This window comes from Lederbergia citrisecunda (genome assembly GCF_018343695.1).
Lineage (GTDB): Bacteria > Bacillota > Bacilli > Bacillales > Bacillaceae_C > Lederbergia > Lederbergia citrisecunda.
Genome location: NZ_JAGYPJ010000001.1, coordinates 4,105,321 through 4,129,303 on the forward strand (window position 1 = coordinate 4,105,321; position 23,983 = coordinate 4,129,303).

Sequence of the window (23,983 nt, forward strand, 5' to 3'; positions counted from 1 at the left end):
TTCGTAAGAGATAGTATCGGAGTTAAGTCGTAAAAGAAATTTTGCGATCGATGAAAGGGGACGGGATACGATGGAGACAGTTTTATCAGTCGAAGGACTTGGCAAATCTTTTAAACAAACTCAAATCATTCAAAATATCTCCTTTGATGTAAGAAAAGGAGAAATCATGGCCATTCTTGGTCCAAATGGAGCGGGAAAATCGACGACCATACGAAATATTATGGGAATCATGTATCCAGACGAAGGTTCTGTAAATTTTCATAACTATGCTTCTGGCGAAATTCCTCGAAGCAAAATTGGTTATTTGCCGGAAGAACGAGGGTTATATAAAAACGTCAAGGTTTTGGACATGATTTTATATCTTGCGGAATTAAAGGATTATCCGATAAAAAAGGCTAAAGAGCGTGCACTTGAGTATTTATCAAAGCTTGGACTAGAGGGGAAAGAGAAGGTTTCTGTTGAAGAATTATCAAAAGGAATGGGGCAAAAGGTTCAATTTATAGGATCGATTATTCACGAACCAGAATTGTTGATTTTGGACGAACCGTTTTCAGGTCTAGATCCAGTTAGCCAGGAAGTTTTTAAAAATGAAATTAAGGATTTAGCGAGTAAAGGAACAGCCATTCTATTATCTTCCCATCAAATGAATATGGTTGAGGAAGTATGTGATCGATTGTTTATGATTCACCGCGGGCAAAAGGTGATTTATGGAACGTTGGAGGAAGTCAAAAATCAATATGCTAATTTTAAATGTACGATTCGCGGTAGAAATGACATTTCCTTATTAGAGCGACTTTCTCACGTGAATCGTGTTGAGCAAAGAGGGGATGTTTCCATTATTTATTTAACGCCAGATGTGGTTGTACCCTTATGGCTTAGACAGTTACCGGAAACATTGAATATACAGGAGCTTTCCATTGATCGGATTTCACTCCATGAAATTTTCATCGATGTAGCAACGGATCAACATATTGTAAACGAGAGGAGTGTCGTCTATGCGTAATAGCTTGAAAGTCGCAAAATGGGAGATTAAAAGAAATATGATGAATAAATCGTTCATTATCTCTCTTTTATTAACTCCTGCCCTCTTTATGTTTTTCTTTTTTGTTCCCCAATTATTTAGTGGTGGGGATGATTCTGCTGAAATTAAGGTCTTTGTGTCAGATGAGCTAGGGGTTTGGGATGATGTAAAGGCGATTGTTGAGTCGCAGGGCTTAAACTGGAATTTACTTTTAACAGAATTAACGGAGCCTGAGATGCAAGAACAAGTTGCCGATACGGAAAAAACGGTATACATACCCCTTACAGAAAAAACGTTGGACCAAGGGAACATTAATTTATATATGAGTGAAGATGTTGGTGAAAATTTTATTTATGAAGCTTATACGTTGGAAGCTCCTTTACGCCAACTACAAATCGATAGACTCGGATTATCAGAGGATCAAAAAAATGTGATTGCAAAAGGGATCTCCGTTCAGCAAGCCGACTTGGGTGAAGCTGTTGCAAGTGAGGAAGCCGCTTCCGAAGAGAATGATCCACTTAAAAGAGTAATTCCCGCGGCCTTTGCAGGAATCATTTTATTTTCAATCGTTATGACAGGTATGATGATTTTCACTTCCGCCTCCCAGGAAAAGAAAGAAAAAGTAGCGGAAATCATTCTGTCTTCCGTCACTCCGGGCGAATTAATGCAAGGGAAAATTATCGGCTACTTCGTATTAGGTATCACTCAAGTGGTAGTGTGGCTTGCGGTCGGACTACCGCTTGTAGCCTGGAAACTAGATTTGCCACTGATGGAATACTTATTGGTACCGGAATTGTTATTGCTTCTAGTGCTGGCCATTTCTGGATATCTATTGTTCTCATCGATTTTTGTTGCGATCGGTGCAACGGTCGAAGACATGACGTCCACAAGCAATTTCCAAGGAATCGTCATGATGCTTCCATTTTTACCACTTATTTTTATCGGACCGATCATATCGGACCCGAGCGGAATCATCGCCAAAATCGGCTCGTTTTTTCCAATCACATCACCGGCCGTTTGGATCATTCGCCTCTCCATGCTGGACGAATGGCCATGGATTGAAATCGTCATTGCTCTAGCTATTCTTTTCGTGACAATCTGGTTCATGATGAAAGCAGCGGGAAAAATATTCAAGATCGGAATCCTAATGTACGGGAAAAACGCCACTCCGAAAGAAATATGGAAGTGGTTGTGGGCATAGCGTAAAAATTTATAACCGCCATTCGTTCCTTGGAATGGCGGTTTTTATATGGTAAATTGCGTATTCTCGGATAATGGTCTCCAATCCATAATTGGAGTTTCTCTATTCCTGTTTAAGGAATCAGGTCTGTGGAATATCTTGAAAACAAAGAAGTTTGGAAAGTCGGAATCAAACAGGAAGAAAATGAGTATGAACTGGAGATTAACGATAAAGTCAATTAATAGGAAAAATCCGCTGGAGTATACACATTGCTCCAAGGCGGATTTTTTCATTTAATAGTTTGATAGAACTGTTCGCCTTAGGTAGGCTAGCAACGTCATGCTTTTCCAAATAAGGCTTATTTTATGTTTATTGCCTCACATCTAAAAGTGACTTTATCTCTTTTATTTGTTCTATATGTCTCTGTTCATGCAAATATATCTGTTCAATCCATTGGTCAAGAGGTAATTCACCCAAAGCAGGATGCTTCACTGATTTTTCCGCAAGTATCGATTTATCTTCAATAGTACTAAGAAAAGTCATCAATTTTTTCCTCGAATCGTTTAACAAATTAATGATTTGCTGAACTTCAAATGGTTTTATATCTGGTTCAACGATTTTTGGAGCTTTAATCTTCTTGGTTCTATCCAATAATATAAGGTCAACATTTTTACGTTCTTTTTGAGTACTATCAATCACTTTTAATCCCCATGCAATAGCTTTTATAGATGCCTCTTCCACTAAAACTAGGTGATGGCAAACTTGTGCTATACTCCACTTATTCATATCAGGCCTACTATTAAATTGAGCATCACTTAATAAAGTAATTTCCTTTACGAGGTTATTTCTCGTATCACATAAATTATCATTTACTGTTTTATTCATGTGATTTCTCCCTTCAGCAGAAATGTGTACTTAGACTCCCATTCTGTATATATTCTCTATTGTTAAAAGTATTCTCGTCTGTCTGATTATTTTAACCCCTTTCTTATGTAGATGGGTCGAATTCCTTCTCTGATTTTTCCAGTTTTTTATCTAACTGTCCGTATGCTCTCCCATAAGTGGAATACGAAATAGAAAACATGAATGCAAATTAGCTTATTTTTCATCGACTACTGCCATCCGCCCTTGGAAAAAGGGGGCATTGTAAAGTCAACTCTTTTTCCCATAAGGAAAAATGACTTAGTTCTGTAATAAGTATCATTTCACTAGCGAAATGAAATTTCTTTATTAATTTTAAACGGAAACACTCTTCATTAATCGCTTTAATTTATTTTCCGTATCTGTTTCCTCTACTGGTGTATAGATACTGCACCGTAAATCCATATCACCTTGAACTTGAAGAGAAGTTAAATTAAACAACATTTTGCCTACTTTAGCATGTCTGAATTCAATTATCATTTCTGGTGCCTTACTCACTTGACTTTCTTGCCATAAATCCTGAAATTCTGAATGTGATTCACTCATTTCTTTAATAAATTGGTTGTACCATTCATCGCCTAAATAGTGGCCATAATAGGTACGGAAAATAGCAAGAAAACCTTTCGCAAAATGTTCCCAATTGACGGCCAATGCTTTTAATTCTTTTCTAGTGAACACTAAACGAATCAAATTTCTTTGATCATGCGGTATTTGTTCAAAATCTAAAAATACATGAGCAGCTGCAGGATTCCAACCCACAATATGGCAATGTCGATCCGAAATGATAGTCGGACAATATGTTAATTCAGCTAATATTCGTTTTAAAGAAGGGCTGAGCTCTGATTGATCCTTTTTTGGATTTGTAATTTCCGATTTTGCTTCTAATGCCAGGTCATATAAGTAGTCTGTTTCATCATTATTTAATTGCAAAGCTGTAGAAATACAATCAAGTACGCTTGAAGAAACTTTTATATCTCTTCCTTGCTCTAGCCATGTGTACCAAGTTGTACTTACACCTGCTAATTGTGCAACCTCTTCTCTTCGTAACCCAGGTGTCCTTCTCCGGGTTCCGGCAGGCAAACCAATAGACTCTGGCTTAATTTGGGCACGCTTAGCTTTTAAGAATGTCGACAAAGCTTCAAGCCTAGTTTTATCATTCATTTTTAAAACTCCTCATCATACCAATTTAACCTAGTAGTAGTTATACCAGGATAAACAACAACTTGTAATAGGATAAAAGGACTGTAAAATACAAGTATATTATTGATTTGGAGTGATGAAAAGTGGAAAGAGTTGTGATTACCGGTATGGGAGTAGTCTCTCCTATAGGAAACAACCTCAAAACATTTTGGAACAATCTAATTAACGGAGAGTCTGGTATATCCCTTATTGATACATTTGATGTTACTAATCATAAGTCAAAAATTGCAGGCATCATACGAGATTTTGATGCAGATGAAATTTTAGGAAAGATAGAAGCAAGACGTTTAGATCGCTTTTCTCAATTTGCTTTGGCCGCAGCTGGTCAAGCTTGGACAGATTCTATGTTAGATCTCGATTGTATAGATGCAGAAAGATTAGGTGTATACGTAGGTTCAGGCATCGGGGGAATTGAAACCTTAATTGAAAATATTGATGCGCTCAGACAGAAGGGGCCAAGAAGAGTCAGTCCAACTCTAGTACCATCTATGATTTCTAATGCTGCTGCAGCACAAATTAGTATTAAATGGAACGCAATGGGACCTTCTATGTCGCCAGTTTCTGCTTGTGCAATCGGAAATACAGCAATCGGAGAAGCCTTTAGACTAATTCGTTCGGGAGAAAGTGACGTTGTGTTTGCGGGTGGAACAGAGGCAGCTATAACAGACTTATCAATAGCAAGCTTTGGTAATGCAACTGCATTATCGACAAGAAACGATGATCCCAATAAAGCTAGTCGTCCATTTGATGAAAATCGAGATGGATTTGTCATGTCAGAGGGAGCTGGAATTCTAATCTTGGAATCTTTATCGCATGCTTTAAGTAGAGAGGCAAAGATTTATGCAGAAGTCATTGGATATGGTGCAAGTTCAGACGCACACCATATGGTAGCTACACATCCAGAAGGTAAAGGGGCCTATCTTGCGATGAGATCAGCTTTAAAAAATGCCAATATAGCTCCTGAAGAAGTTGATGTTATTAGTGCCCATGCTACAAGTACAAAAGTGGGTGACATCTCTGAAACAATAGCTATTAAGCAGCTGTTTGGAAAACAAGCTTATCAGATTCCAGTAACAGCTAATAAATCTATGCTTGGTCATATGTTAGGGGCAGCTGGTGGAGTTGAAGCAATTGCTTTAGCAATGAGTTTAAAAGAAGGGATAGTTCCTCCAACTATTAACTTAGAAAATCCTGATCCATTATGTGATCTTGATTATGTACCATCTGTTGCTCGCGAAGTGAAAATAAATACGGGTCTATCTAATTCATTTGGTTTTGGAGGTCATAATGCAGCTATTGTTTTAAAGAAATACGAGTGAATAAACTTTCTCTCGTTAATCTAACCGTTTCTTCTAGGAACGGTTAGATTTATTCAATTAAATTGCCTGATTGTTGAATTGAAAATTTCAATTTATCAATGTGATTGTGCCAAGCTGTTTTATTAATTAATTGGAGATTATTGAAACGATCAATCTTTATTATAAATTATCAAACTTTATTCCAAATCAACACTTTTCCCAATTCTCACCTTGATTCGAGTTTCCTAGTCCAACTCATTCAATCTTTTGATGTGATCGTAAATCTATTATGCCATCTCCTTTCACGTAAAGAGCGAAAAAATAAACAATATACCACAATTAAACCCCGTAACATCTGTGCTATTTAGTATCAGTTAAACTGTATCAAAATAAAAGCGCCAATCCCTTTATACTAAAGGATTGAACGCTAATCTGATATATCGGGATGACAGGAATTGAACCTGCGACCCCTAGCACCCCATGCTAGTGCTCTACCAAGCTGAGCTACATCCCGAATATTCAGTTTTATTATAGGATACTGGAAAAGAATAAACAATCTACTAAATATGGGAGCCTGAATATTTGATAAAATAAAAATGGATGTTCTTTCTACTTTGCTAAGGTGGTGATAATGTGGATGAACTACTTTTTAAAAGATGTAATAATGAGTTGGATGATTTGGTCTCCATTATGACTAATAATACTTGGGAATATCATTCAGATCCAAATCCTTCATCCGAACAAATTATTAAAGCTTTCAATAATGGGTGGTATCATGAAGACAGAGAAACTTACTGGATTGAAAACCATAATGAAAAAATTGGATTGATTATCATTCACGATATAGAAGATACTATTCCCTTGTTTGATATTCGTTTAAGCACCAAACATAGAGGAAAAGGTTTTGGAACAAATGCTGTTAGATGGATCACAGATTACCTTTTTCGTTTACCAGATAAAAAGATAAGAATAGAGGCATACACACGAAGCGACAACATAGCTATGAGGAAGACACTTAGCAATTGTGGGTTTGTGAAAGAAGGATACTTGCGAAATGCGTGGGAGAATAAGGATGGAAGTGTTTCAGACTCCATCTGCTATGCCATTATTCGCACTGATTGGGAAAACAAAGAACAAACCCCTATAAAGCTTAATGATTTGCCTTTCTAAAACAAACGCCCAGAGTACAGGTGCTCTGGGCGTTTGTTTATGTTTACTTTATTCAAGCTTTTTCTGGTACTCAGACAAGGTTTTCAATAAAATAGCCGGAATTTGCCCGTTTTCTAAAAACGCAAGTCCATTCTCCTCTTCATTTTCTTCCTTAATGACAGACACTTCTTTGTGTAGCCATTCCATTTTTCGATCAAGTTCTGCTGCGACGACAGCAGCATTTCGAAGTTCATTTGCCAGTCCTTCGGGAATTTCCTTATTGTACTTGTAATAAATTTTATGTTCCAAGCTTGCCCAAAAATCCATCGCAATCGTACGGATTTGAATTTCTACATATGTATGCTCCGTTCGGTCCGACATAAAAATAGGAATTTCCACGATCATATGAAGACTCTGATACCCATTTGGTTTCGGATTTTTAATATAATCCTTCACTTCAACTACTTTTATATCCCCTTGATTTTGCAGCATTTCGCTGAGCACATAAATATCAGAAATAAACGAGCACGTAATCCGAACGCCCGCAATATCCCTAATATTCTCCCTGATCGAATCAGGAGAGAAATCGAATCCTTTTCGCAGCATCTTTTTAAAAATACTTTCGGGCGACTTCACACGAGACTTCACATTCTCAATAGGGTTGTAATCGTGAATATAGTTAAATTCGTCTGATAAAATATTGATTTTTGTATTGATTTCATCACACGCAAATTTATAAGCCATCATGAAACGAGTTAGTTCCACCCTCATTTCCTTGAAACGATTTAAGTCAAAAACATGATCATTTTCCACGTAGAGACATTCCTTTCCTGCTGAACTTCTAAAAATATCGTATCATATTTAATTTGCATCTTGCATTATTTAACGATTTATTATATAGTACATTACAACAGTAATGCACTATGGTTGAGAGGAGGTTGCTTTGTGATATTAAACTCGGACAGTTCAAAACCGATTTATGTGCAAATATCGGAATGGCTTGAGAACGAAATAATTAGCGGGAACTTTAATAACGATGACAAAGTGTACTCACAATATCAGCTTGCCGAGTTGTTCAATATTAATCCAGCTACGGCAGCAAAGGGGTTGAATATTTTGGCGGAAGAGCAAATTCTTTATAAAAAACGTGGGCTCGGGATGTTTGTTGCAGACGGCGCACGAGCAAGAATTCTTGATAAACGAAAAAATGAAACATTAAAAGAATTAGTTGATGCTCTAGTCATAGAAGCAAAGCGGTTAAACGTTTCTGAAAATGAACTTATCAATATGATTCAAGAAACAAGCAGAAGAAGGAGTGAAGAAAAGTGAATGTGATCCAATGCGCGAATTTAACGAAAAAGTATGGTCGGCATACTGTACTCGATCAAATGTCCTTCACGATTCAAGAAAATAAAATTACAGGCTTGATTGGTCGAAACGGAGCTGGAAAAACAACTTTATTAAATATCATTTCCGGGTTTATTCATGAAACTTCAGGTAATATTGAGGTTTTTTCAGAAACCCCATTCAATAACTTGATCGTATCGGCAAATAGTATTCATATTGATGATCAAATGACTTTTCCTTCTTCTATGAATCTCGCTGAGATTTTAAATGAAGCAAGGCGCTTTTACGGAAATTTTAACGCTGAGCTTGCAGATGGCCTTTTTAACTATTTTTCTCTTAATCCAAAACAGTTGCATAACAATCTTTCTAAAGGGATGAAAAGTACATTCAATATGATTTTCGGTCTAGCATCGAGATGCGCGCTTACGTTATTTGATGAACCGACAACTGGAATGGATGCGGCGGTTCGGAAAGATTTTTATCGGGCATTGCTAAAAGATTATATCGCCTTTCCGCGTACGATTATTATTTCAAGTCATCATTTGAATGAAATAGAAGATCTTTTGGAGGATGTGCTTTTAATAAAAGGCGGAAAAGCTCATCTTCATCTACCAATTTCCGATTTAAAAGAGTGGGCGGTTGGTCTTCAAGGAAAAAAATCAGCAGTCGCCGGTTGGACACATGGAAGGGAAATCATTTACAAGCAAGAAAGTCAAAATCGTACTTTTACGGTTGTGCGTAATGACTTTACTGAAAGCGATTTTCAAAATTTAAAGCTGGATGGTATAGAAGTTAAGTCGGTGTCATCAAGCGATGTATGCGTATACTTGACGAACTCAGATAAGGGGGGAATAGATGATGTCTTTAATCGAATTGAGTCTATCTGATGTTGTGAAAAAACAATATAAATTTAAATTAAGAGCCTTTTTTGGTAGCTTTAGTTCCCTTGCTTTTATGCAAGTGTTAGGGTTGTTATTTTCATTAGGCGGTTCTGGGGGAATGGGATTTTCTAGTGAGCATTATTCCATTCATATTTCGTATTATTCTGCGGAAGTGGTCCTTATTTTTACGTTTCTATGGGCATTTCTTACAGCCATATTGATTACAGCTAGAGCGGCAAGATATGATGATTTTTCATTCGTATCAAATCGTGTAAGCAGTAATATTGCCAATGCCCTGTTTCTGGTTTCAACTAGTGTTATCAGTGGAACAACGGCAATTTTATCAGGCTATTTACTCAGGGTCATCACCTATTTCACATCGGATATCCAATACGGTGTTAATAGTGGGCTACTTGTTGCTCCAAAAGAATTCTTTCTTGGTATTTCTGCAACTATTTTGTATGTGCTTTTATTCAGCTCAATTGGTTATATGTTCGGCATGCTTGTTCAAATAAACAAAATATTTATTGTGTTACTCCCTTGTCTGATCATTGGGGCCTTCATTTTCTTAGGAATTACAAACGAGGGAATGGTAAAAGTTGTACTCGATTTTATTTTTAGAGAGTCAGTTTTTTCATTGTTCCTCATAAAAGTGGTCGGCATTTCAGGTTTACTTTTTGCAGGTGCTTCGGCATTATCCAACAGAATGGAGGTTAGGAAATAATGAACTTATTAATATTTGGATTATTCTTTGTTCTTATTATCCTCCTTGTCTGGTTTTTGGTAAGTAGTCGATTAAAATACATCTTTATAAATAAACATTTTGTAAAAATCTTTTTATTCACATATGCTGTTCTTTTGGTGTTATCTGTTTTTGTGTACGAAATGCTCCCTCATGATGTAAAGGAACTTCCGATGACCAAAGTGGCTAATTTAGATATATTGGAGTCTGATGTTTTTAATGGAAGAATCGATGATATTGATCCTTCCCTCATTCGTGAAGAGTGGAAGTATGATTATAGTGGTAAAGAGCTACAAATTCGTCAGGTAGAAGGCTATTTCGATGGTACGATTATAGTAGATAGAAAACCCGAAAATGATGGATCAATAGAAGTGAAATATATAGCTGCTAGTAACCTAGATGGATTCGACATAACAGACGAGATGTCGCCATTAAATGCTGAGATTCAAAATAATAACTTAAATCTAAGTTTTAAATCTAGACAAAGAGAAATTAGTTTCACAACGTATAAAAAAGAATTTGTGATTAACCAGTTTACAGGAAATAAAAACTATAATATGTGGTCATCTAGTTCATTTGGAGAAGCTAGGTACGTATTTTTAAAAATCCCAAAGGACCTAAAAATTGTAGAAGATGAGGATATTTGGGTGAACTATACAAATGAATAAGAGAGGTAAGTTATTCCTTATCAACAGGGGAGAAATTGATTTGAAAAGTATAAAATTAGCCATACCATTAATCACTTTAATCATTGTATACCTTATAGGGAGTTGGTTTTACCCATACTCTTGGATAAGTATTAATAAATCTTATTCCTATAACCAAGACAATGTATCAGGAAAGGAATTCCTTGAAAAATACAAACTCGCTAAGGAGTTTGCTAAGGAACAAAATACGGATAAAGTGTCTCTTGCGGTCATGGATTTCTATAACACGGTTGATGATTCATTTATTGTAGAATTAGGGAAACAATCAATCTCTAAGCAAGAATTAGCTTCACTTGAACGGGCGCTAAAGAAAAACAGAAAATCCTTTACAAAATTATTAGCAGACAAAAATGTTAAAATGACTGAAGAATCGAAACAATGTTTATTAAAGGTGATCGATACAATAGAAAATACCGAGAACTGGCTAGAAGACATACAACATCAACTTTTTGATAGGAAGACTGTGAGAAGGTCGATTCGCAACACGCTTGTAACTCTAGTATTTGCAAGCGAGTTAACGGATGATTTTTACCGTAGTTATGTAGAATCAAAATAAAACTACTAGGATGTGGATGTTATGCAAAATCTAGTTGTCATCATTACAGGGGCTGCAAATGGAATCGGAAAAGGAATTGCAAAAGTTTATGCTGAACAAGGGGCAAAAGTGGTATTGGCGGATATTGATGTGAAGAGCGGAGAAACTGTCGCTGAAAAATTAGGTGCATGTGCCTTGTTTCAACGGACAGATGTACGCAAAGCGGATGAAATCATTCAATTAATGGAAAAAGCGGTAGAACACTTCGGCAAAATCGATATATTAATCAACAATACCGGAAAAGGTATAAACCGTTCTCCATATGATTTATCAATCGAAGAATGGGATGAGGTCATCAATACAAATTTACGAAGTGTATTTCTTTGTTCCCGTGAAGCTGCAAAATATATGAGGAAAAATGAAAATGGTGGGGCAATTGTCAATATTGCCTCTACTCGAGCGCTGATGTCAGAGCCGAATTCCGAAGCTTACGCTGCTTCAAAGGGAGGTATTGTTGCAGTGACTCATGCTCTAGCCGCATCATTTGCGGAGGATCGGATTACTGTAAATGCCATTTCACCGGGGTGGATCGAAACGGGGGATTATGCTGCATTACGAGATGTAGATCATACTCAACATCTTTCCCAAAGAGTTGGGAAACCTGAAGATATCGCTAGAGCGTGCCTCTATTTGACTAATCCTTTAAATGATTTTGTAACTGGCATTAACTTAGTCGTGGATGGCGGAATGACTAGAAAAATGATGTATGAAGAATGAAATCGCATAAATTCCTGTGTTTAAAATTTGTATTCTTGGTAATCATGCTAAGGATTTAAAACACAGGAGGTTTTTACTTTGAAAAAAGCAATCATGCTCATCACAACTATGGTTTTTACCATTGCTTTAACGGCCTGTGCTTCTGATAAGGAAGTAAATCCACTGCATCAAGAAGAGGCCATTCCAGTTACGAGCCATACCCCTATTTACGTTAACATGATTAACGCAGAAGGAATCAAAACTGGAAATGCAACACTCACGGAAACAAAAGAAGGCGTTAAGATTCTTCTTGAAGCAGAGGGACTCGAGCCGGGAACAAAAGCGATCCATATTCATGAAACAGGAAAATGTGAAGCACCAGATTTTAAATCAGCAGGTGGCCATTACAATCCTGGACAGAGACAACACGGTTTTAACAATCCGAAAGGGTTTCATGCAGGAGACTTGCATAATATTGAAGTTACGGATAAGGGGACTGTTAATGTAGAAATTACAGCTCCGAATGTTACCTTAAAACAAGGTGAGAAAAATACGTTACTTGATGAGGATGGAAGTGCTCTTATGATCCACACACAAGCGGATGATTATAAAACAGATCCTGCTGGCAACGCTGGTAATCGAATTGTATGTGGAGTTATTAGTAAAAAATAATAGAAGGAAGGGGCTTGTCCAAAGTATTTGGAAGCCCCTTTAAAAATGATCATTCTCAATAGACTTCTTAATCTTTCGAACCTACACCTGACATTGCTGCATAAACACGGCTTGCAAGTCTCGAGAATGGAAGAGATTGGATCCAAACTGTTCCTGGACCGCGAAGTGTCGCAAAAAATAGTCCTTCGCCACCAAATAGAGCAGTTTTTACACCGCGAACCATTTCAATATTGTAATCAACTTCTCCCGTCATCGCTACGAGACAGCCTGTATCCACTTTTAAAATCTCACCTGGACCTAAAACTTTTTTATGAATCGTTCCTCCTGCATGAACGAACGTCATGCCATCGCCTTCAAGCTTCTGCATGATGAAACCTTCACCACCGAAAAAGCCTGCGCCGAGTTTGCGTTGAAAGGCGATTCCGACCGAAACCCCTTTTGCCGCAGCGAGAAAGGAATCCTTTTGACAAATGATTTTTCCGCCCAATCCACTTAAATCCATAGGGATGATTTTTCCAGGATATGGTGAAGCGAACGAAACGTGTTTTTTACCTATACTATCGTTTGTAAACATTGTCATGAAGAGACTTTCACCAGTTAAAAGTCTTCTTCCAGCCCCCATTAATTTTCCCATGAATCCATTTCCTTCATTGGATCCATCCCCGAAAACAGTCTCCATTCTTATGCCATCATCCATCATCATTAAACTACCAGCTTCTGCGACAACCGTTTCGCCAGGGTCAAGCTCAACCTCGACAAATTGCATATCGTCGCCAAAGATTTCGTAATCAATCTCGTGATTAGTCATCTATTCCACCATCCTTTAAGTAAGAGTACGGATTGTTGCATAAAAAAGATTCAATAAATCAATTTATTTAATTAAAAACTGAAGAAAAATTAATTATTTTAATTAAAACATTAATATTTTTAATAAATATTATTTACATTTTTAATTTCGTGTAATATGATGTTAATAACATTAAGAGAGGAGAAGAATATGGCTTACCCAATTATCACGAATTGCCCTGTTTGCAGCGAAGCGTTAAAGATTACAAAATTGCAATGTACGCATTGCCATACAACGATTGAAAATGAATTTGAGCTATCTAAGTTGGCAACTCTTAGTCAAGAACAGCTATTTTTTATAGAAATATTCCTCAAAACTCGCGGAAATATTAAAGAAGTTGAAAAAGAATTGGGAGTATCCTATCCGACTGTACGCGGGAAGTTGAACGAAATCGTTTCTGCACTGGGGTACGCCGAAAAGAAAAGTGAAGTAGATGAAAAGAAAGTAATTACAATGCTTGAAAGAGGGGAAATCTCTCCTGATGAAGCATTAAAAATAATAAAGGGAAATTAAAGGAGGAACTGGATGATGAAAGAAGAAATTACAAAAGTACTTACGATGGTTCAAGAAGGAAAGCTTGACTCAGATGAAGCAAGTGAATTAATCCAAGCGTTAAAGGAAAAAGATACTACTCCAGCTACAATTAAAGGATCGAACTACCTTGATAAAATGTTAAAAATTCGCGTTATGTCTGAGGAAGGCGATAAAGTAAACGTAAACTTGCCATTGCGTCTAATCAAAGTCGCTTTAAAAACGGGCCTTAGCATTGCTTCTGCTATACCTGAATCCGCAAAGTACGTTAAAGATATCGACGTTATTGATGTAGACTTAATAGTAGAGGCCATTGAAAATGAATTGTCAGGTCAAATTGTTGATGTAGAGAGTTCGAAGGGCGAAAAAGTCTCTGTAGTTATTGAGTGATTGCCATGTTAAAAGTCAAAGTAAAACTTAAAGACAAGAAAGAATTCACAGTTCCTTTACCGTATGCGCTTTTACAAGCTGGCGGGTGGGTTGCATCTTCACCTATGCTTTGGAAATTTGTAAATAACACTATTATCCAGAAAAACGTAGACCAAACAGCGCAATCCTTTATTCCAACCTCAATTGATCGAAAAGCGGTTAGGCATTTATTGAGAGAAATCAAACGATATCGCGGGTTAACAATCGTTGAAGTGAAAGAAAAGGATGGGACCGAAGTGGTTGTTAGGTTATAGGTGCAGGGGCATTCCGAGGTGCGGGATGCCTTTATTATTTTATAAAAAGAGGGGAAATAGAAGTATTGTAGAAGACGTATCATACTATCATTTTTGAGGTGATGAATTGATTAAGAAAAAACGAATCATTCCAATTATTATTTTTATGCTTGAGGCATTGTTAAGGAGACTACCGCAAAATCATCCAAAAAGGAGTGACATCGTAGACGAATTATCCAGACGATGGGCTGGATATCGTGGAGAGCAGAGCCTAGATTACTATGTCGAGAGTCTTCTCGACGGTGGAAAATATGTTGTTTTTCATGATTTACGTCTTCCGCTTGCAGCTGAAAAATGTTTTCAAATAGACACCCTAATAATCAGTCTAAGCTTTTTCGTCATTCTAGAAGGAAAGAACATTCTAGGTGAACTGTTTTTCGATCCAAATCAGTTGGAAAGAATATTGGATGACAAGGTAGACATATTCCCCAATCCGATTCTTCAAGCAGAAAATCAACAGTATTTTTTATCCGCTTTGTTGGAGAAACATTCTATACCCCAAGTGCCGAATCCCTCCTTTGTAGTGATCACCAACCCAAATTCCATCATCAAACCGAATCCCCATTATCCCGCGGTTTCCCAAAAAGTCATACGCCCAGCTGCCATTAGAACTAATTTAGAAATGGTCAGCCATAAATTCCGTAATCCGATTTTAGATAAAAAAGACATACAGAAAATAACTCGTCTGTTGTTAAAACTGCACACACCCGATAGGCCTAATGTAATGGAGAGATTTCAAATACGTGAGAACGAACTTTTACGGGGGATGTATTGTCATGCATGTAGTCGTTTATCCGTTGAAAGAAAAGGGCATTCCTGGGTTTGCAATATTTGTAGTGGTGAAGAAAAACATGGACTTATTAATGCATTGATCGACTATATTCTTCTTGTGGATTCTAAAACTACAAATGGTAAGTTTAGGGATTTTGTTGGGATACCTTCTGTGCATGTGGCCTCCAAAATACTAAAATCGCTAAATTTAACGTATAAAGGTGACCGACGACATAGAGTATATGAATTGAATCTAAATGACCTTCGGAAGCTGCGGGATCTTGATGAATAGGGATGATCCAGTGTAATGAAGGTAAACTTTAAAACTATAGAATCGCAAAGAATAGAGCGGCCTAAACATATAAGAAAAGCGAAACATCTAATAGAGTTCTCCAAACGTCTAATAGAAAAGCGAAACATCAAATAGAGTTCTCCAAACGTCTAATAGAATGGCGAAACATCAAATAGAGTTCTCCAAACGTCTAATAGAATGGCGAAACATCAAATAGAGTTCTCCAAACGTCTAATAGAATGGCGAAACATCAAATAGCGTTCTCAAAACGTCTAATAGAATGGCAAAACATCAAATAGAGTACTCAAAACGTCTAATAGAATGGTGAAACATCTAATAGAGTACTCAAAACGTCTAATAGAATGGCAAAACATCTAATAGAGTACACAAAACGTCTAATAGAATTGCAAAACATCTAATAGAGTACTCCAAACGTCTAATAGAAAAGGGAAACATCTAATAGAGTACTCCAAACGTCTAATAGAAAAGCGAACCATCTAATAGAGTACTCCAAACGTCTAATAGAAAAGCGAAACATCTAATAGAGTACTCAAAACGTCTAATAGAAAAGCGAAACATCTAATAGAGTACTCCAAACGTCTAATATAATTGCAAAAAATCTAATAGCATCGCGATTCTCGGTATTTATAAAAAAGCATTGAAAAAACCGCCTCTCACCAAATGGAAAGGCGGTATTCTCTCATATTTTTAATATACACTACAAAATCTTACTCAAAAACTCTTGGGTCCGCGGATTTTCGGGTCGATCAAAAATTTGTTCGGGGCATCCTTCTTCCATTACTATTCCTTCGTCCATAAAGATTACTCGGTCGCCGACTTCGCGGGCGAATCCCATCTCGTGAGTCACGACGACCATCGTCATTCCTTCTCCCGCTAATTCTTTCATGACTTGGAGGACATCGCCGACGAGTTCTGGATCGAGGGCTGATGTCGGTTCGTCGAATAACATCACTTTCGGGTTCATGGCCAGTGATCGGGCTATGGCTACTCGTTGTTTTTGGCCGCCCGACAAACTCAGTGGAAAATCATCCGCTTTATCTGACAACCCGACTTTTTCCAGTAAGGGCAAGGCTTCTCGTTTCGCTTCTTCCCTAGACACGCCCTTTACTTTAATAGGTCCCAATGTGATATTTTCTAACACGGTCATATGTGGAAATAGATTAAAGTGCTGGAACACCATGCCGACTTGAGAACGCAAACGGTTAATGTCCACTTTATCGCAGGTAAGATTTTCTTCGTCGATGATGACATCTCCTGAGGTTATATCCTCGAGCAAATTCAAACAACGGAGAAAGGTGCTTTTCCCAGACCCGGATGGACCGATGACGCAAACTACTTCATTTTCTTCAATTTCGGCATTGATTCCTTTCAATACTTCTAGGTCACCAAAGTATTTATGCAAATTTTTCACAGTGATCATACTAGACAACCATCTTCCTTTCTAGTCTTCTTAAAAAATATGAGGTTGGTATCGTTATAATTAAATAAAGGACACAAACCATCGTTAATGTTTGGAAAGGTGTATAGGTAACGTTGTAATATTGCTTACCCATGTATAAAAGCTCTCCTACTGCAATGACGGAAAAGAGGGATGTATCTTTTAAACTAATAATAAATTGGTTTCCTAATGGGGGGATCATGCGTTTAAAAGCTTGAGGCCATATGATATAGCGCATCGTTTGCTTTTTTGATAGTCCAATCGATCTTCCAGCTTCATGCTGACCTTTATCAATTGAATCGACAGCTCCTCGAACAATTTCAGCTATATACGCCCCCGCATTAATAGAAATTGCAATGATAGAGGCGGTCACTTTATCAATATTCACCCCGATAACTTGTTCAGTTAATCCTAAGTAAATGAACAAAACCTGTACAAGGATAGGAGTCCCGCGGATCACTTCGACATAAACGGTACAAATCATACGGATAAATTTCTTATTTGAAAGTCTTCCGAGTCCAACGAGTGCCCCAATGATAAATCCCAAAATGAGGCCAATCACCGTAATCAGTATCGTCCACACCAATCCTTTTAAGAGGAAGGGTAGACTTTGCATATAATGACTTTCGATAAAAGTATTTATCATTCAATAAATCTCTCCCTTTGCTAAATGAATTGTTTTCCTCTTAATGTTCTTTTCCGAGCCATTTGTCGGCAGGTGGTTCTCCAAAGTATTTTTCAAAAAGCTCTGCATATGTGCCGTCATCAATCATACTTTGTAAGGCTTTGTTCGCATCATCAACGATCTCGGACCCTTTTGAAAAAGCTATACCGTACGATTCACCTTGTAGTACTTCTCCGACTGTTTTTAATTTGTTTTCTCCCTCTGTAGCAATATAATTCTTCACGTTTGGCAAGTCATAGAGAGCGCCGTCAAGCCGGCCTTCCTTTACATCCAGATAAGCTGTTACAATTTCGGGAAACGCTTCTACTTTCGCTGAAGTAAATTCTTTTAAATACGTTTGACTTGTAGAGCCTTGACGGGAGCCGATTTTCTTCCTACTTACATCATCAATAGATTGTATATTACTATTTTCCGGAACCATTAAGATTAACCCAGAGTCATAATACGGAATTGAAAAATCTATTGATTCTTTCCGTTTTTCGGTTATGGACATACCTGCAACTCCAATTGGGTAACGACCAGATTGCATTCCAGCGAGCAAGCCATCAAAATCCATTGTCTCAAACTCAACTTCAAATTCTGCTCTTTTCGCAATTTCTTTAATTATATCGATATCAAATCCTTCTAATTCTCCAGTTATCGGATTTAGATATTCAAAGGGTTTGAAGTTCGAATCCGTTGCGACTGTATACTTCTTTACATCACCGCTTGACTTAGAACTGCTCCCACATGCGGTTAGCGGGACTAAAAGCATCATAAACACTAAAAACATAACGATCGTTTTCTTAAAAATAATAGATTCCTCCTATGTTTTTCTATTTTTAGACATTCTACTTTACCCTTTATTCGACAAGGTAATCGCGGAAATAGATCATTTGATACGCATTTCATCTGTTATCACAAAAAAAGAGCCCTTCCTTAATAGGAAAGTCTCTATAAATGATAACGTTTTCAGCTTACTTTTGCGTTAATATTTATTACAATATAACTATATATCCAGAGCTGTATAAAAACGTTCGATTGTAAACTTAGAACGATCGCCCCTAAATACAGAATCTGAAAACTCAATAGGTTTCAAATCTTCATTATAGGTAACGGTTTCTAATGAAAAAACGGGTGATCCTTCAGAAATGCCTAGATACTCACTTACCGTCTCATTTGCAAGGATTGGTTCAATGGTTTCGATCGTTTTATGAACTTCAACGTTATATTTTTCTTGTAAAAGTTGAAACAATGAACTTTTGCATCCTTCTTCATCATTTACTAATCCCGGAGCAAATTTCCATGGAATATATGAAATGGAATAAAAAAGCGGCTCATCATTAGCGTAGCGGATGCGAGTTAATCGCGTAACAGGATCATCTTCATTTATTTGTAAATGTATGGCAAGTGTTTGATCAGCGGGAATAACTCTAAGATCAAGAATGTCTGTTTTTGGTTTATAGCCTTGTTCAATTAATTGACTAGCAAATCCTTTTTCAGTAGTGGATAAAGATGTTTGAATTTTTGGTTTGGATACAAATGTCCCTTTACCTTGAATTCTGTGAATTCTTCCTTCAAGGGCTAGTTGCTGCAGAGCGATTCTTACGGTTGTACGACTAACGCTATATTCCTCACATAATTCCATTTCAGTCGGAAGCTTATCGCCAACTTTGAATTTGCCTGCTTTGATTTGATCAAGAATTTTATTTTTAACGATGTTATATAGTGCTGGCTGCTCTTTAACAGAATCCATGAATACTCCTCCCATCTTCTTTCTATTATGGTCATAACAAATAAAATGTTTCGTTATAATCGGATTAAAATCTATTATAATCGTATATTTTTGCAAAAGATATAGGAATTTTTATTATTGACTATTTGTTATAACAAGTGTAAATTAATGATAGTAACAATTTTTTGTGTATAAAATATCATCTGTCGTTAATGCATACGTGTTTTTTCGCATTAAAGAAAACGCTATCAAAACAAACGAATTCGGTTGAGGGGGATGAGAATGCCAATCATTATGGGTGTGGACGGTGGAGGTAGTAAGACATTTACCGTCATTTCCGATGAACATGGAAATTTGCTTGGAAAAGGGGTATCTGGTGGAGGCGGTGGAAATTATCAAACTGTAGGGATTGATAAGGCAGTTGAAAATATCACAGCATCTATTGAAGCCGCATTGAAGTCTGCCGGACTTGATTACAAGGATATTGATTTTGTTCAATATGGCCTTGCAGGTGCTGATAGGCCAAAAGATATCGCCATTATTGAGTCTGGTTTAAAAAGAATTCCGTTTGAAAATTGGGGTCTCGTTTGTGACACGATGGAAGGTTTACGGATCGGTTCTAAAAACTTTACTGGTGTCGTATTAGTATGTGGAACAGGGACAAACGCAGCAGGTAGAAACAAAGAAGCGAAACAAGTCCAAATAGGTGGATTTGGTTACTTTTTTGGTGATTATGCTGGCGGATCGGCAATGGCTCAAGAGACGTTTCGGGCAGCTATGCGTTCTTGGGAACAACGGGAACAGCCATCAGTATTAACGGAAAAAGTATCAAAATACTTCGGATTCAACAATATGGAAGAGGTATATAACCATTTCCTCGATAATGACATTTACCATGTCCCAAATGATCTTGCCCTTATTCTCCACGAAGCAGCTGACGAGGGTGATCCATTAGCAATCAATCTCATGGAAATGATGGGCAAGGAATTAGGTTTGGCAGCTAGTGCCGTTATAAAAAATCTCGGGGAACTTGATCAACCGATTCCGATTGTGTTAACAGGAAGTATTGTTCAAAAGGGGCAGAATAAATATTTGCTTGAAGCTCTGCGTAAAACAATAGAAGCGGATCATCAAAAGCAAACTGAGTTAGTTATACCGAAGATGGAACCGGTTTATGGATCTGTTTTATTAGGGATTGATCATTTAGGTATCAACGCTACAGATGATATATATGAAAAATTTAATTCGTATGGAGGCTATGAAGAATGAAAAAAGCTTTAAAAGTGGCTGTTATTGGAGGAGGTTCCTCCTATACACCAGAAATCGTTGAAGGTTTTATTAAAAGATATGATGAAATGCCAGTAAGAGAACTTTATTTAGTTGATATTGAAGAAGGAAGACACAAACTAGAGATCGTTGGCGCGCTTGCTAAAAGAATGGTTGAAAAAGCAGGAGTTCCAATCGATGTAAAACTAACTTTTGACCGAAGAGAAGCGATTAAGGATGCAGACTTTGTTACAACTCAGCTTCGTGTTGGTTTGCTTGACGCACGTAAGCGTGATGAGCATATCCCGCTCAAACATAATGTGATCGGTCAAGAAACAACAGGTGCAGGCGGATTTGCTAAGGCGCTTCGTACAATTCCTGTTATTCTAGATATTTGTAAAGATATTGAAGAATTAGCTCCAAATGCATATCTATTTAACTTTACAAATCCAGCGGGTATTGTGACAGAAGCTGTAATTAAATATACGAATGTAAAATCAATTGGTCTATGTAACTTGCCAATCGGTACAAGAATGCAAATTGCTAGATTATGTGATGTTGAGCTAGACAAAGTATACATTGAAATGATGGGGATTAACCATCTTAACTGGACTACTAGAATTGTGGTGGATGGCAATGATATCACAAATGAAGTGCTATCAAAAGTGTCTGAAGCTAAAGGTGTAACAATGAAAAACATTCCTGATTTTGGATGGGATAAAGAATTCCTTCAATCTTTAGGAGCATTACCTTGTGGCTACCATCGCTACTATTATATGAAAGATGAAATGCTGCAAGAGCAATTAGAATCAGTAGAAAAGAATGGTACTCGCGCAGATGTCGTAAAAAGAGTCGAAGCCGAATTGTTCGAACTTTACAAAGACCCTGAGCTTGCTATTAAGCCGCCACAATTACAAGAACGCGGTGGAGCTTACTATTCAGAAGCTGCACTGAATCTTATGAGTTCGATTTATCTAAACAAAGGTGATATTCAAACAGTTAACGTCCGTAACAATGGAGCAATCTCCTGCTTGCCAGACGATGCTTCTATAGAAATTAACTGTGTAATTGACTCTCAAGGTGCACATCCGGTTCAATTGCAAGCAGAAATGACTCCACAAATTAGAGGATTGCTGCAAGTAGTTAAAGCTTACGAAGAATTAACTGTCGAAGCTGGAGTTCATGGCGATTACGAAAAAGCTCTTCAAGCGTTAACGATTCATCCGCTAGTTGGTACTGCAGCCTTAGCAAAAACTCTATTGGATGAAATTTTGGAAGCGAACAAAGGTTATTTACCTCAATTTAATAAATAATGTTTATAACAATCCGTGGAAACTCTCTCTGCGGGTTGTTTTTTATGTTTATAAGTAGATTTCTATTGTATGGGACAAGTAAATATGTTGGTTATTATCTTGTGGCTAAAGGGACAAAAATGTTGATCATGATTGGTTTATTTAGTACTTAATAGTTTACTTAGCAAAAAAATAAATATTAATCGACAATAAACATCATATTTAGTGTTTTGGAAAAATAATGATAGTCAAATTTTATAATAAAAATGAATAATTATCTGAAATTTACTAGCAAAATAACATATAAACTAGCAATATTCCATTTACGTAGTAGAAAAGTTTGAATAATATTATGAATAATGAAAGGGCTTTCTATTTTTTAGATTAACAGATAATAAGATATAAGGTAATTTCTGACTAATTACTTTATTTTTTAAAGTAAAAAGAAAGGGTTTACATTACTTAATCTCGATTCGCTACCTCTTTTGGCATAATTATTATAATATTTAAATATTTATGTTGTAATACCAAATTAAGGAGGTGATATGAGGATTTTGGCACCAAATATGGCATTATATTAAATTATTTTAATAAGGAGGGGTCAATTTTGAAAGCAAAGAAACTTTCTTTTCTGCTCATGTTAATTTTCGTATTACTTCTTTCTGCATGTAGCGGTGGTAAAGAAACAGGTGGTAATGCAAGTGATCCTGTAAAGGAAGATGATCCACCAGCTAAAGAAGAAGAACCAGTGGAAGAAGAAGAGACGTATGATTTAGGCGGTCGTGTCATTCGTATTGTCAATCACTGGGATATGACACCACAAGAGGGTACCGAAACTGGTGATATGGCAGTAGCAAGATGGCACGATATTGAAGAAAAATATAATGTAAAGATTGAATGGACTGTAGTCCCTTGGGAAGAGAAGATAAATCAACTGACAGCTTCTATTTTAGCTCAAGAGCCGATGGGAGATATAATCGGAATCGATAGTAACCAAACTGCTCAACTAGTCCAACAAGATTATCTTTATGCATTGGATGATCTTATGGATGTGTCAGAGACGAAAATGAATCAAGCAATGAAAGACTTAGGGATTTTTAATGGAAAGCTCTATTTGTTTAGAAATGAAGTAAATGAAAGCGGTGGCATGTTCTACAACAAAACAATGTTTGAGCAAGCTGGTCTTCCTGATCCATATGAGTTGCAAGAGAAGGGTGAATGGACTTGGGACGCTATGCTAGATGCAGCTAAGAAGCTTACAACAGGTTCAAATTTTGGCATGAGTGGAGATCCAAACTTATTAGCTGAATATTCCATTGCTACAAACGACGCTAAAATCCTAGATACGGATTCTGGAGAAATTGTAATGGATTCTCCTAATGCAATGGAAGGTCTAGAATTTATGGCCTCTCTTATTAATGAACATAAAGTTGTTAAGCCAAATGAGGGAAGTACTTGGGATGATCCTCGCCAGTATTTCTCTGAAGGCTTGGTAGGGATGACTCAAGGTTGGGTTTGGGAAGCTGAAGGACGATTAGAAGCTCCGTTTGATTGGGGATATGTTTTCTGGCCAAAAGGACCAAAAGCATCTGATTATTCGACTATTGTTTCTAACACAGGTGGTATGGTCATTCCTAAAGGTGTTAAAGATCCAGAAGTTGTATATAAAATCTGGGAAGATATGCAACTTTGGGAGATTGGACAAGATGGCGTAATCGAGTGGTTCGAAAACGTACTTCCGAATGAAGGGTCTATTGATACAGCAACACAAATGCTTGAAAAGATTAATGTAAACTACTGGTCTGCGTATGATCTTTATGATGCATTCTGGGGAACATTTGGCAGTATAGGTTCAGGTGAAGAGTCACCATCTCAGGCCATTGCCAAAGTTAAATCAGAGGCTCAAGCGCGTGTAGATGCGTTTATGGGCAAGGAATAGAAATAAAGGGGAACTGGCAAGCAATTTGCCAAAGTCTTCAATTTAGTGGAACAGAA

General features: G+C 37.1%; 26 protein-coding genes and 1 tRNA gene. 18 read left to right on the plus strand and 9 right to left on the minus strand.

All coding sequences use genetic code 11. The annotated features are described in order from the left end of the window. The first annotated feature begins 70 nt into the window (after window positions 1-70). The gene (locus KHA93_RS20190) at window positions 71-1,003 is read left to right on the plus strand and encodes an ABC transporter ATP-binding protein (RefSeq protein ID WP_213112357.1); all 933 of its coding nucleotides are present in this window, start codon (window positions 71-73) and stop codon (window positions 1,001-1,003) included. Continuing rightward, a complete protein-coding gene (locus tag KHA93_RS20195) occupies window positions 996-2,222 on the plus strand; it encodes an ABC transporter permease (RefSeq protein WP_213112358.1) in 1,227 nt (408 codons plus the stop codon). The genes KHA93_RS20190 and KHA93_RS20195 overlap by 8 nt, the downstream gene beginning before the upstream one ends. Window positions 2,223-2,570: 348 nt before the next feature. Here KHA93_RS20195 and KHA93_RS20200 read toward each other — a convergent pair whose 3' ends face one another. Next, on the minus strand, window positions 2,571-3,086 hold the full coding sequence (locus KHA93_RS20200; RefSeq protein WP_213112359.1) for a DinB family protein: 516 nt from the start codon (window positions 3,084-3,086) through the stop codon (window positions 2,571-2,573). Window positions 3,087-3,437: 351 nt separating this feature from the next. After that, complete coding sequence (locus KHA93_RS20205) at window positions 3,438-4,283, minus strand: helix-turn-helix transcriptional regulator (RefSeq protein ID WP_213112360.1); 846 nt, start codon at window positions 4,281-4,283, stop codon at window positions 3,438-3,440. A gap of 122 nt (window positions 4,284-4,405) precedes the next feature. On the opposite strand from KHA93_RS20205, the gene fabF reads away from it, so the two are divergent. Beyond that, window positions 4,406-5,641, plus strand: coding sequence for a beta-ketoacyl-ACP synthase II (fabF, locus tag KHA93_RS20210; protein WP_213112361.1), 1,236 nt, complete (start codon window positions 4,406-4,408; stop codon window positions 5,639-5,641). Between the two features lie 419 nt (window positions 5,642-6,060). Here the strand turns inward: fabF and KHA93_RS20215 are convergent. Next, window positions 6,061-6,134, minus strand: a tRNA-Pro gene (locus tag KHA93_RS20215). A 119-nt stretch (window positions 6,135-6,253) separates the two neighbouring features. Between KHA93_RS20215 and KHA93_RS20220 the strand changes: the two genes are divergently transcribed. After that, window positions 6,254-6,790, plus strand: a complete 537-nt coding sequence (locus KHA93_RS20220) for a GNAT family N-acetyltransferase (protein ID WP_213112362.1) — start codon at window positions 6,254-6,256, stop codon at window positions 6,788-6,790. A 48-nt stretch (window positions 6,791-6,838) separates the two neighbouring features. Here KHA93_RS20220 and KHA93_RS20225 read toward each other — a convergent pair whose 3' ends face one another. Beyond that, on the minus strand, window positions 6,839-7,540 hold the full coding sequence (locus tag KHA93_RS20225) for a GTP pyrophosphokinase (protein WP_213113054.1): 702 nt from the start codon (window positions 7,538-7,540) through the stop codon (window positions 6,839-6,841). 174 nt (window positions 7,541-7,714) lie between these two features. Between KHA93_RS20225 and KHA93_RS20230 the strand changes: the two genes are divergently transcribed. The 7 genes from KHA93_RS20230 (at window position 7,715) to KHA93_RS20260 (ending at window position 12,409) form a co-directional block, all read left to right on the plus strand. Next, complete coding sequence (locus KHA93_RS20230; RefSeq protein ID WP_213112363.1) at window positions 7,715-8,098, plus strand: GntR family transcriptional regulator; 384 nt, start codon at window positions 7,715-7,717, stop codon at window positions 8,096-8,098. Continuing rightward, window positions 8,095-9,003 (plus strand): ATP-binding cassette domain-containing protein, encoded by a 909-nt coding sequence (locus KHA93_RS20235; RefSeq protein ID WP_213112364.1) that lies wholly within the window; start codon window positions 8,095-8,097, stop codon window positions 9,001-9,003. The genes KHA93_RS20230 and KHA93_RS20235 overlap by 4 nt, the downstream gene beginning before the upstream one ends. After that, the gene (locus KHA93_RS20240) at window positions 8,972-9,721 is read left to right on the plus strand and encodes a hypothetical protein (RefSeq protein WP_213112365.1); all 750 of its coding nucleotides are present in this window, start codon (window positions 8,972-8,974) and stop codon (window positions 9,719-9,721) included. The genes KHA93_RS20235 and KHA93_RS20240 overlap by 32 nt, the downstream gene beginning before the upstream one ends. Next, entirely contained in the window at window positions 9,721-10,407 is a 687-nt protein-coding gene (locus KHA93_RS20245) for a hypothetical protein (protein ID WP_213112366.1), read from the plus strand. Before KHA93_RS20240 ends, KHA93_RS20245 begins: the two co-directional genes overlap by 1 nt. A gap of 40 nt (window positions 10,408-10,447) precedes the next feature. Next, window positions 10,448-11,002: a hypothetical protein gene (locus KHA93_RS20250; protein WP_213112367.1), complete on the plus strand. Its 555-nt coding sequence runs from the start codon at window positions 10,448-10,450 to the stop codon at window positions 11,000-11,002. A gap of 21 nt (window positions 11,003-11,023) precedes the next feature. Beyond that, a complete protein-coding gene (locus KHA93_RS20255; RefSeq protein WP_213112368.1) occupies window positions 11,024-11,758 on the plus strand; it encodes an SDR family NAD(P)-dependent oxidoreductase in 735 nt (244 codons plus the stop codon). Between the two features lie 78 nt (window positions 11,759-11,836). After that, a complete protein-coding gene (locus KHA93_RS20260; protein WP_233711239.1) occupies window positions 11,837-12,409 on the plus strand; it encodes a superoxide dismutase family protein in 573 nt (190 codons plus the stop codon). Window positions 12,410-12,476: 67 nt separating this feature from the next. Here KHA93_RS20260 and KHA93_RS20265 read toward each other — a convergent pair whose 3' ends face one another. Next, window positions 12,477-13,217, minus strand: a complete 741-nt coding sequence (locus KHA93_RS20265) for a TIGR00266 family protein (protein WP_213112369.1) — start codon at window positions 13,215-13,217, stop codon at window positions 12,477-12,479. Between the two features lie 189 nt (window positions 13,218-13,406). On the opposite strand from KHA93_RS20265, the gene KHA93_RS20270 reads away from it, so the two are divergent. From KHA93_RS20270 to KHA93_RS20285, 4 genes are all read left to right on the plus strand, one after another. Continuing rightward, complete coding sequence (locus tag KHA93_RS20270; protein WP_213112370.1) at window positions 13,407-13,769, plus strand: DUF2089 domain-containing protein; 363 nt, start codon at window positions 13,407-13,409, stop codon at window positions 13,767-13,769. Between the two features lie 15 nt (window positions 13,770-13,784). Then, window positions 13,785-14,177, plus strand: coding sequence for an SHOCT-like domain-containing protein (locus KHA93_RS20275; protein WP_213113056.1), 393 nt, complete (start codon window positions 13,785-13,787; stop codon window positions 14,175-14,177). Between the two features lie 5 nt (window positions 14,178-14,182). Then, a complete protein-coding gene (locus KHA93_RS20280) occupies window positions 14,183-14,470 on the plus strand; it encodes a hypothetical protein (RefSeq protein WP_213112371.1) in 288 nt (95 codons plus the stop codon). 106 nt (window positions 14,471-14,576) lie between these two features. Beyond that, entirely contained in the window at window positions 14,577-15,572 is a 996-nt protein-coding gene (locus KHA93_RS20285) for a nuclease-related domain-containing protein (RefSeq protein WP_213112372.1), read from the plus strand. A gap of 718 nt (window positions 15,573-16,290) precedes the next feature. On the opposite strand, the gene KHA93_RS20290 is transcribed toward KHA93_RS20285, so the two are convergent. The 4 genes from KHA93_RS20290 to KHA93_RS20305 all read right to left on the minus strand — a co-directional run bounded on the left by KHA93_RS20290 (window position 16,291) and on the right by KHA93_RS20305 (window position 19,451). Next, a complete protein-coding gene (locus tag KHA93_RS20290) occupies window positions 16,291-17,013 on the minus strand; it encodes an amino acid ABC transporter ATP-binding protein (protein ID WP_213112373.1) in 723 nt (240 codons plus the stop codon). A 1-nt stretch (window position 17,014) separates the two neighbouring features. Further along, window positions 17,015-17,677, minus strand: coding sequence for an amino acid ABC transporter permease (locus KHA93_RS20295; protein ID WP_213112374.1), 663 nt, complete (start codon window positions 17,675-17,677; stop codon window positions 17,015-17,017). A gap of 40 nt (window positions 17,678-17,717) precedes the next feature. Beyond that, window positions 17,718-18,488, minus strand: coding sequence for a transporter substrate-binding domain-containing protein (locus KHA93_RS20300; RefSeq protein WP_213112375.1), 771 nt, complete (start codon window positions 18,486-18,488; stop codon window positions 17,718-17,720). A 216-nt stretch (window positions 18,489-18,704) separates the two neighbouring features. Then, entirely contained in the window at window positions 18,705-19,451 is a 747-nt protein-coding gene (locus tag KHA93_RS20305) for a GntR family transcriptional regulator (RefSeq protein WP_213112376.1), read from the minus strand. 261 nt (window positions 19,452-19,712) lie between these two features. On the opposite strand from KHA93_RS20305, the gene KHA93_RS20310 reads away from it, so the two are divergent. The 3 genes from KHA93_RS20310 (at window position 19,713) to KHA93_RS20320 (ending at window position 23,927) form a co-directional block, all read left to right on the plus strand. After that, a complete protein-coding gene (locus KHA93_RS20310; protein ID WP_213112377.1) occupies window positions 19,713-20,699 on the plus strand; it encodes an N-acetylglucosamine kinase in 987 nt (328 codons plus the stop codon). Further along, a complete protein-coding gene (locus KHA93_RS20315; RefSeq protein ID WP_213112378.1) occupies window positions 20,696-22,009 on the plus strand; it encodes a 6-phospho-beta-glucosidase in 1,314 nt (437 codons plus the stop codon). Before KHA93_RS20310 ends, KHA93_RS20315 begins: the two co-directional genes overlap by 4 nt. Window positions 22,010-22,595: 586 nt before the next feature. After that, window positions 22,596-23,927 (plus strand): extracellular solute-binding protein, encoded by a 1,332-nt coding sequence (locus KHA93_RS20320; RefSeq protein ID WP_213112379.1) that lies wholly within the window; start codon window positions 22,596-22,598, stop codon window positions 23,925-23,927. The last annotated feature ends 56 nt before the right edge of the window (window positions 23,928-23,983 follow it).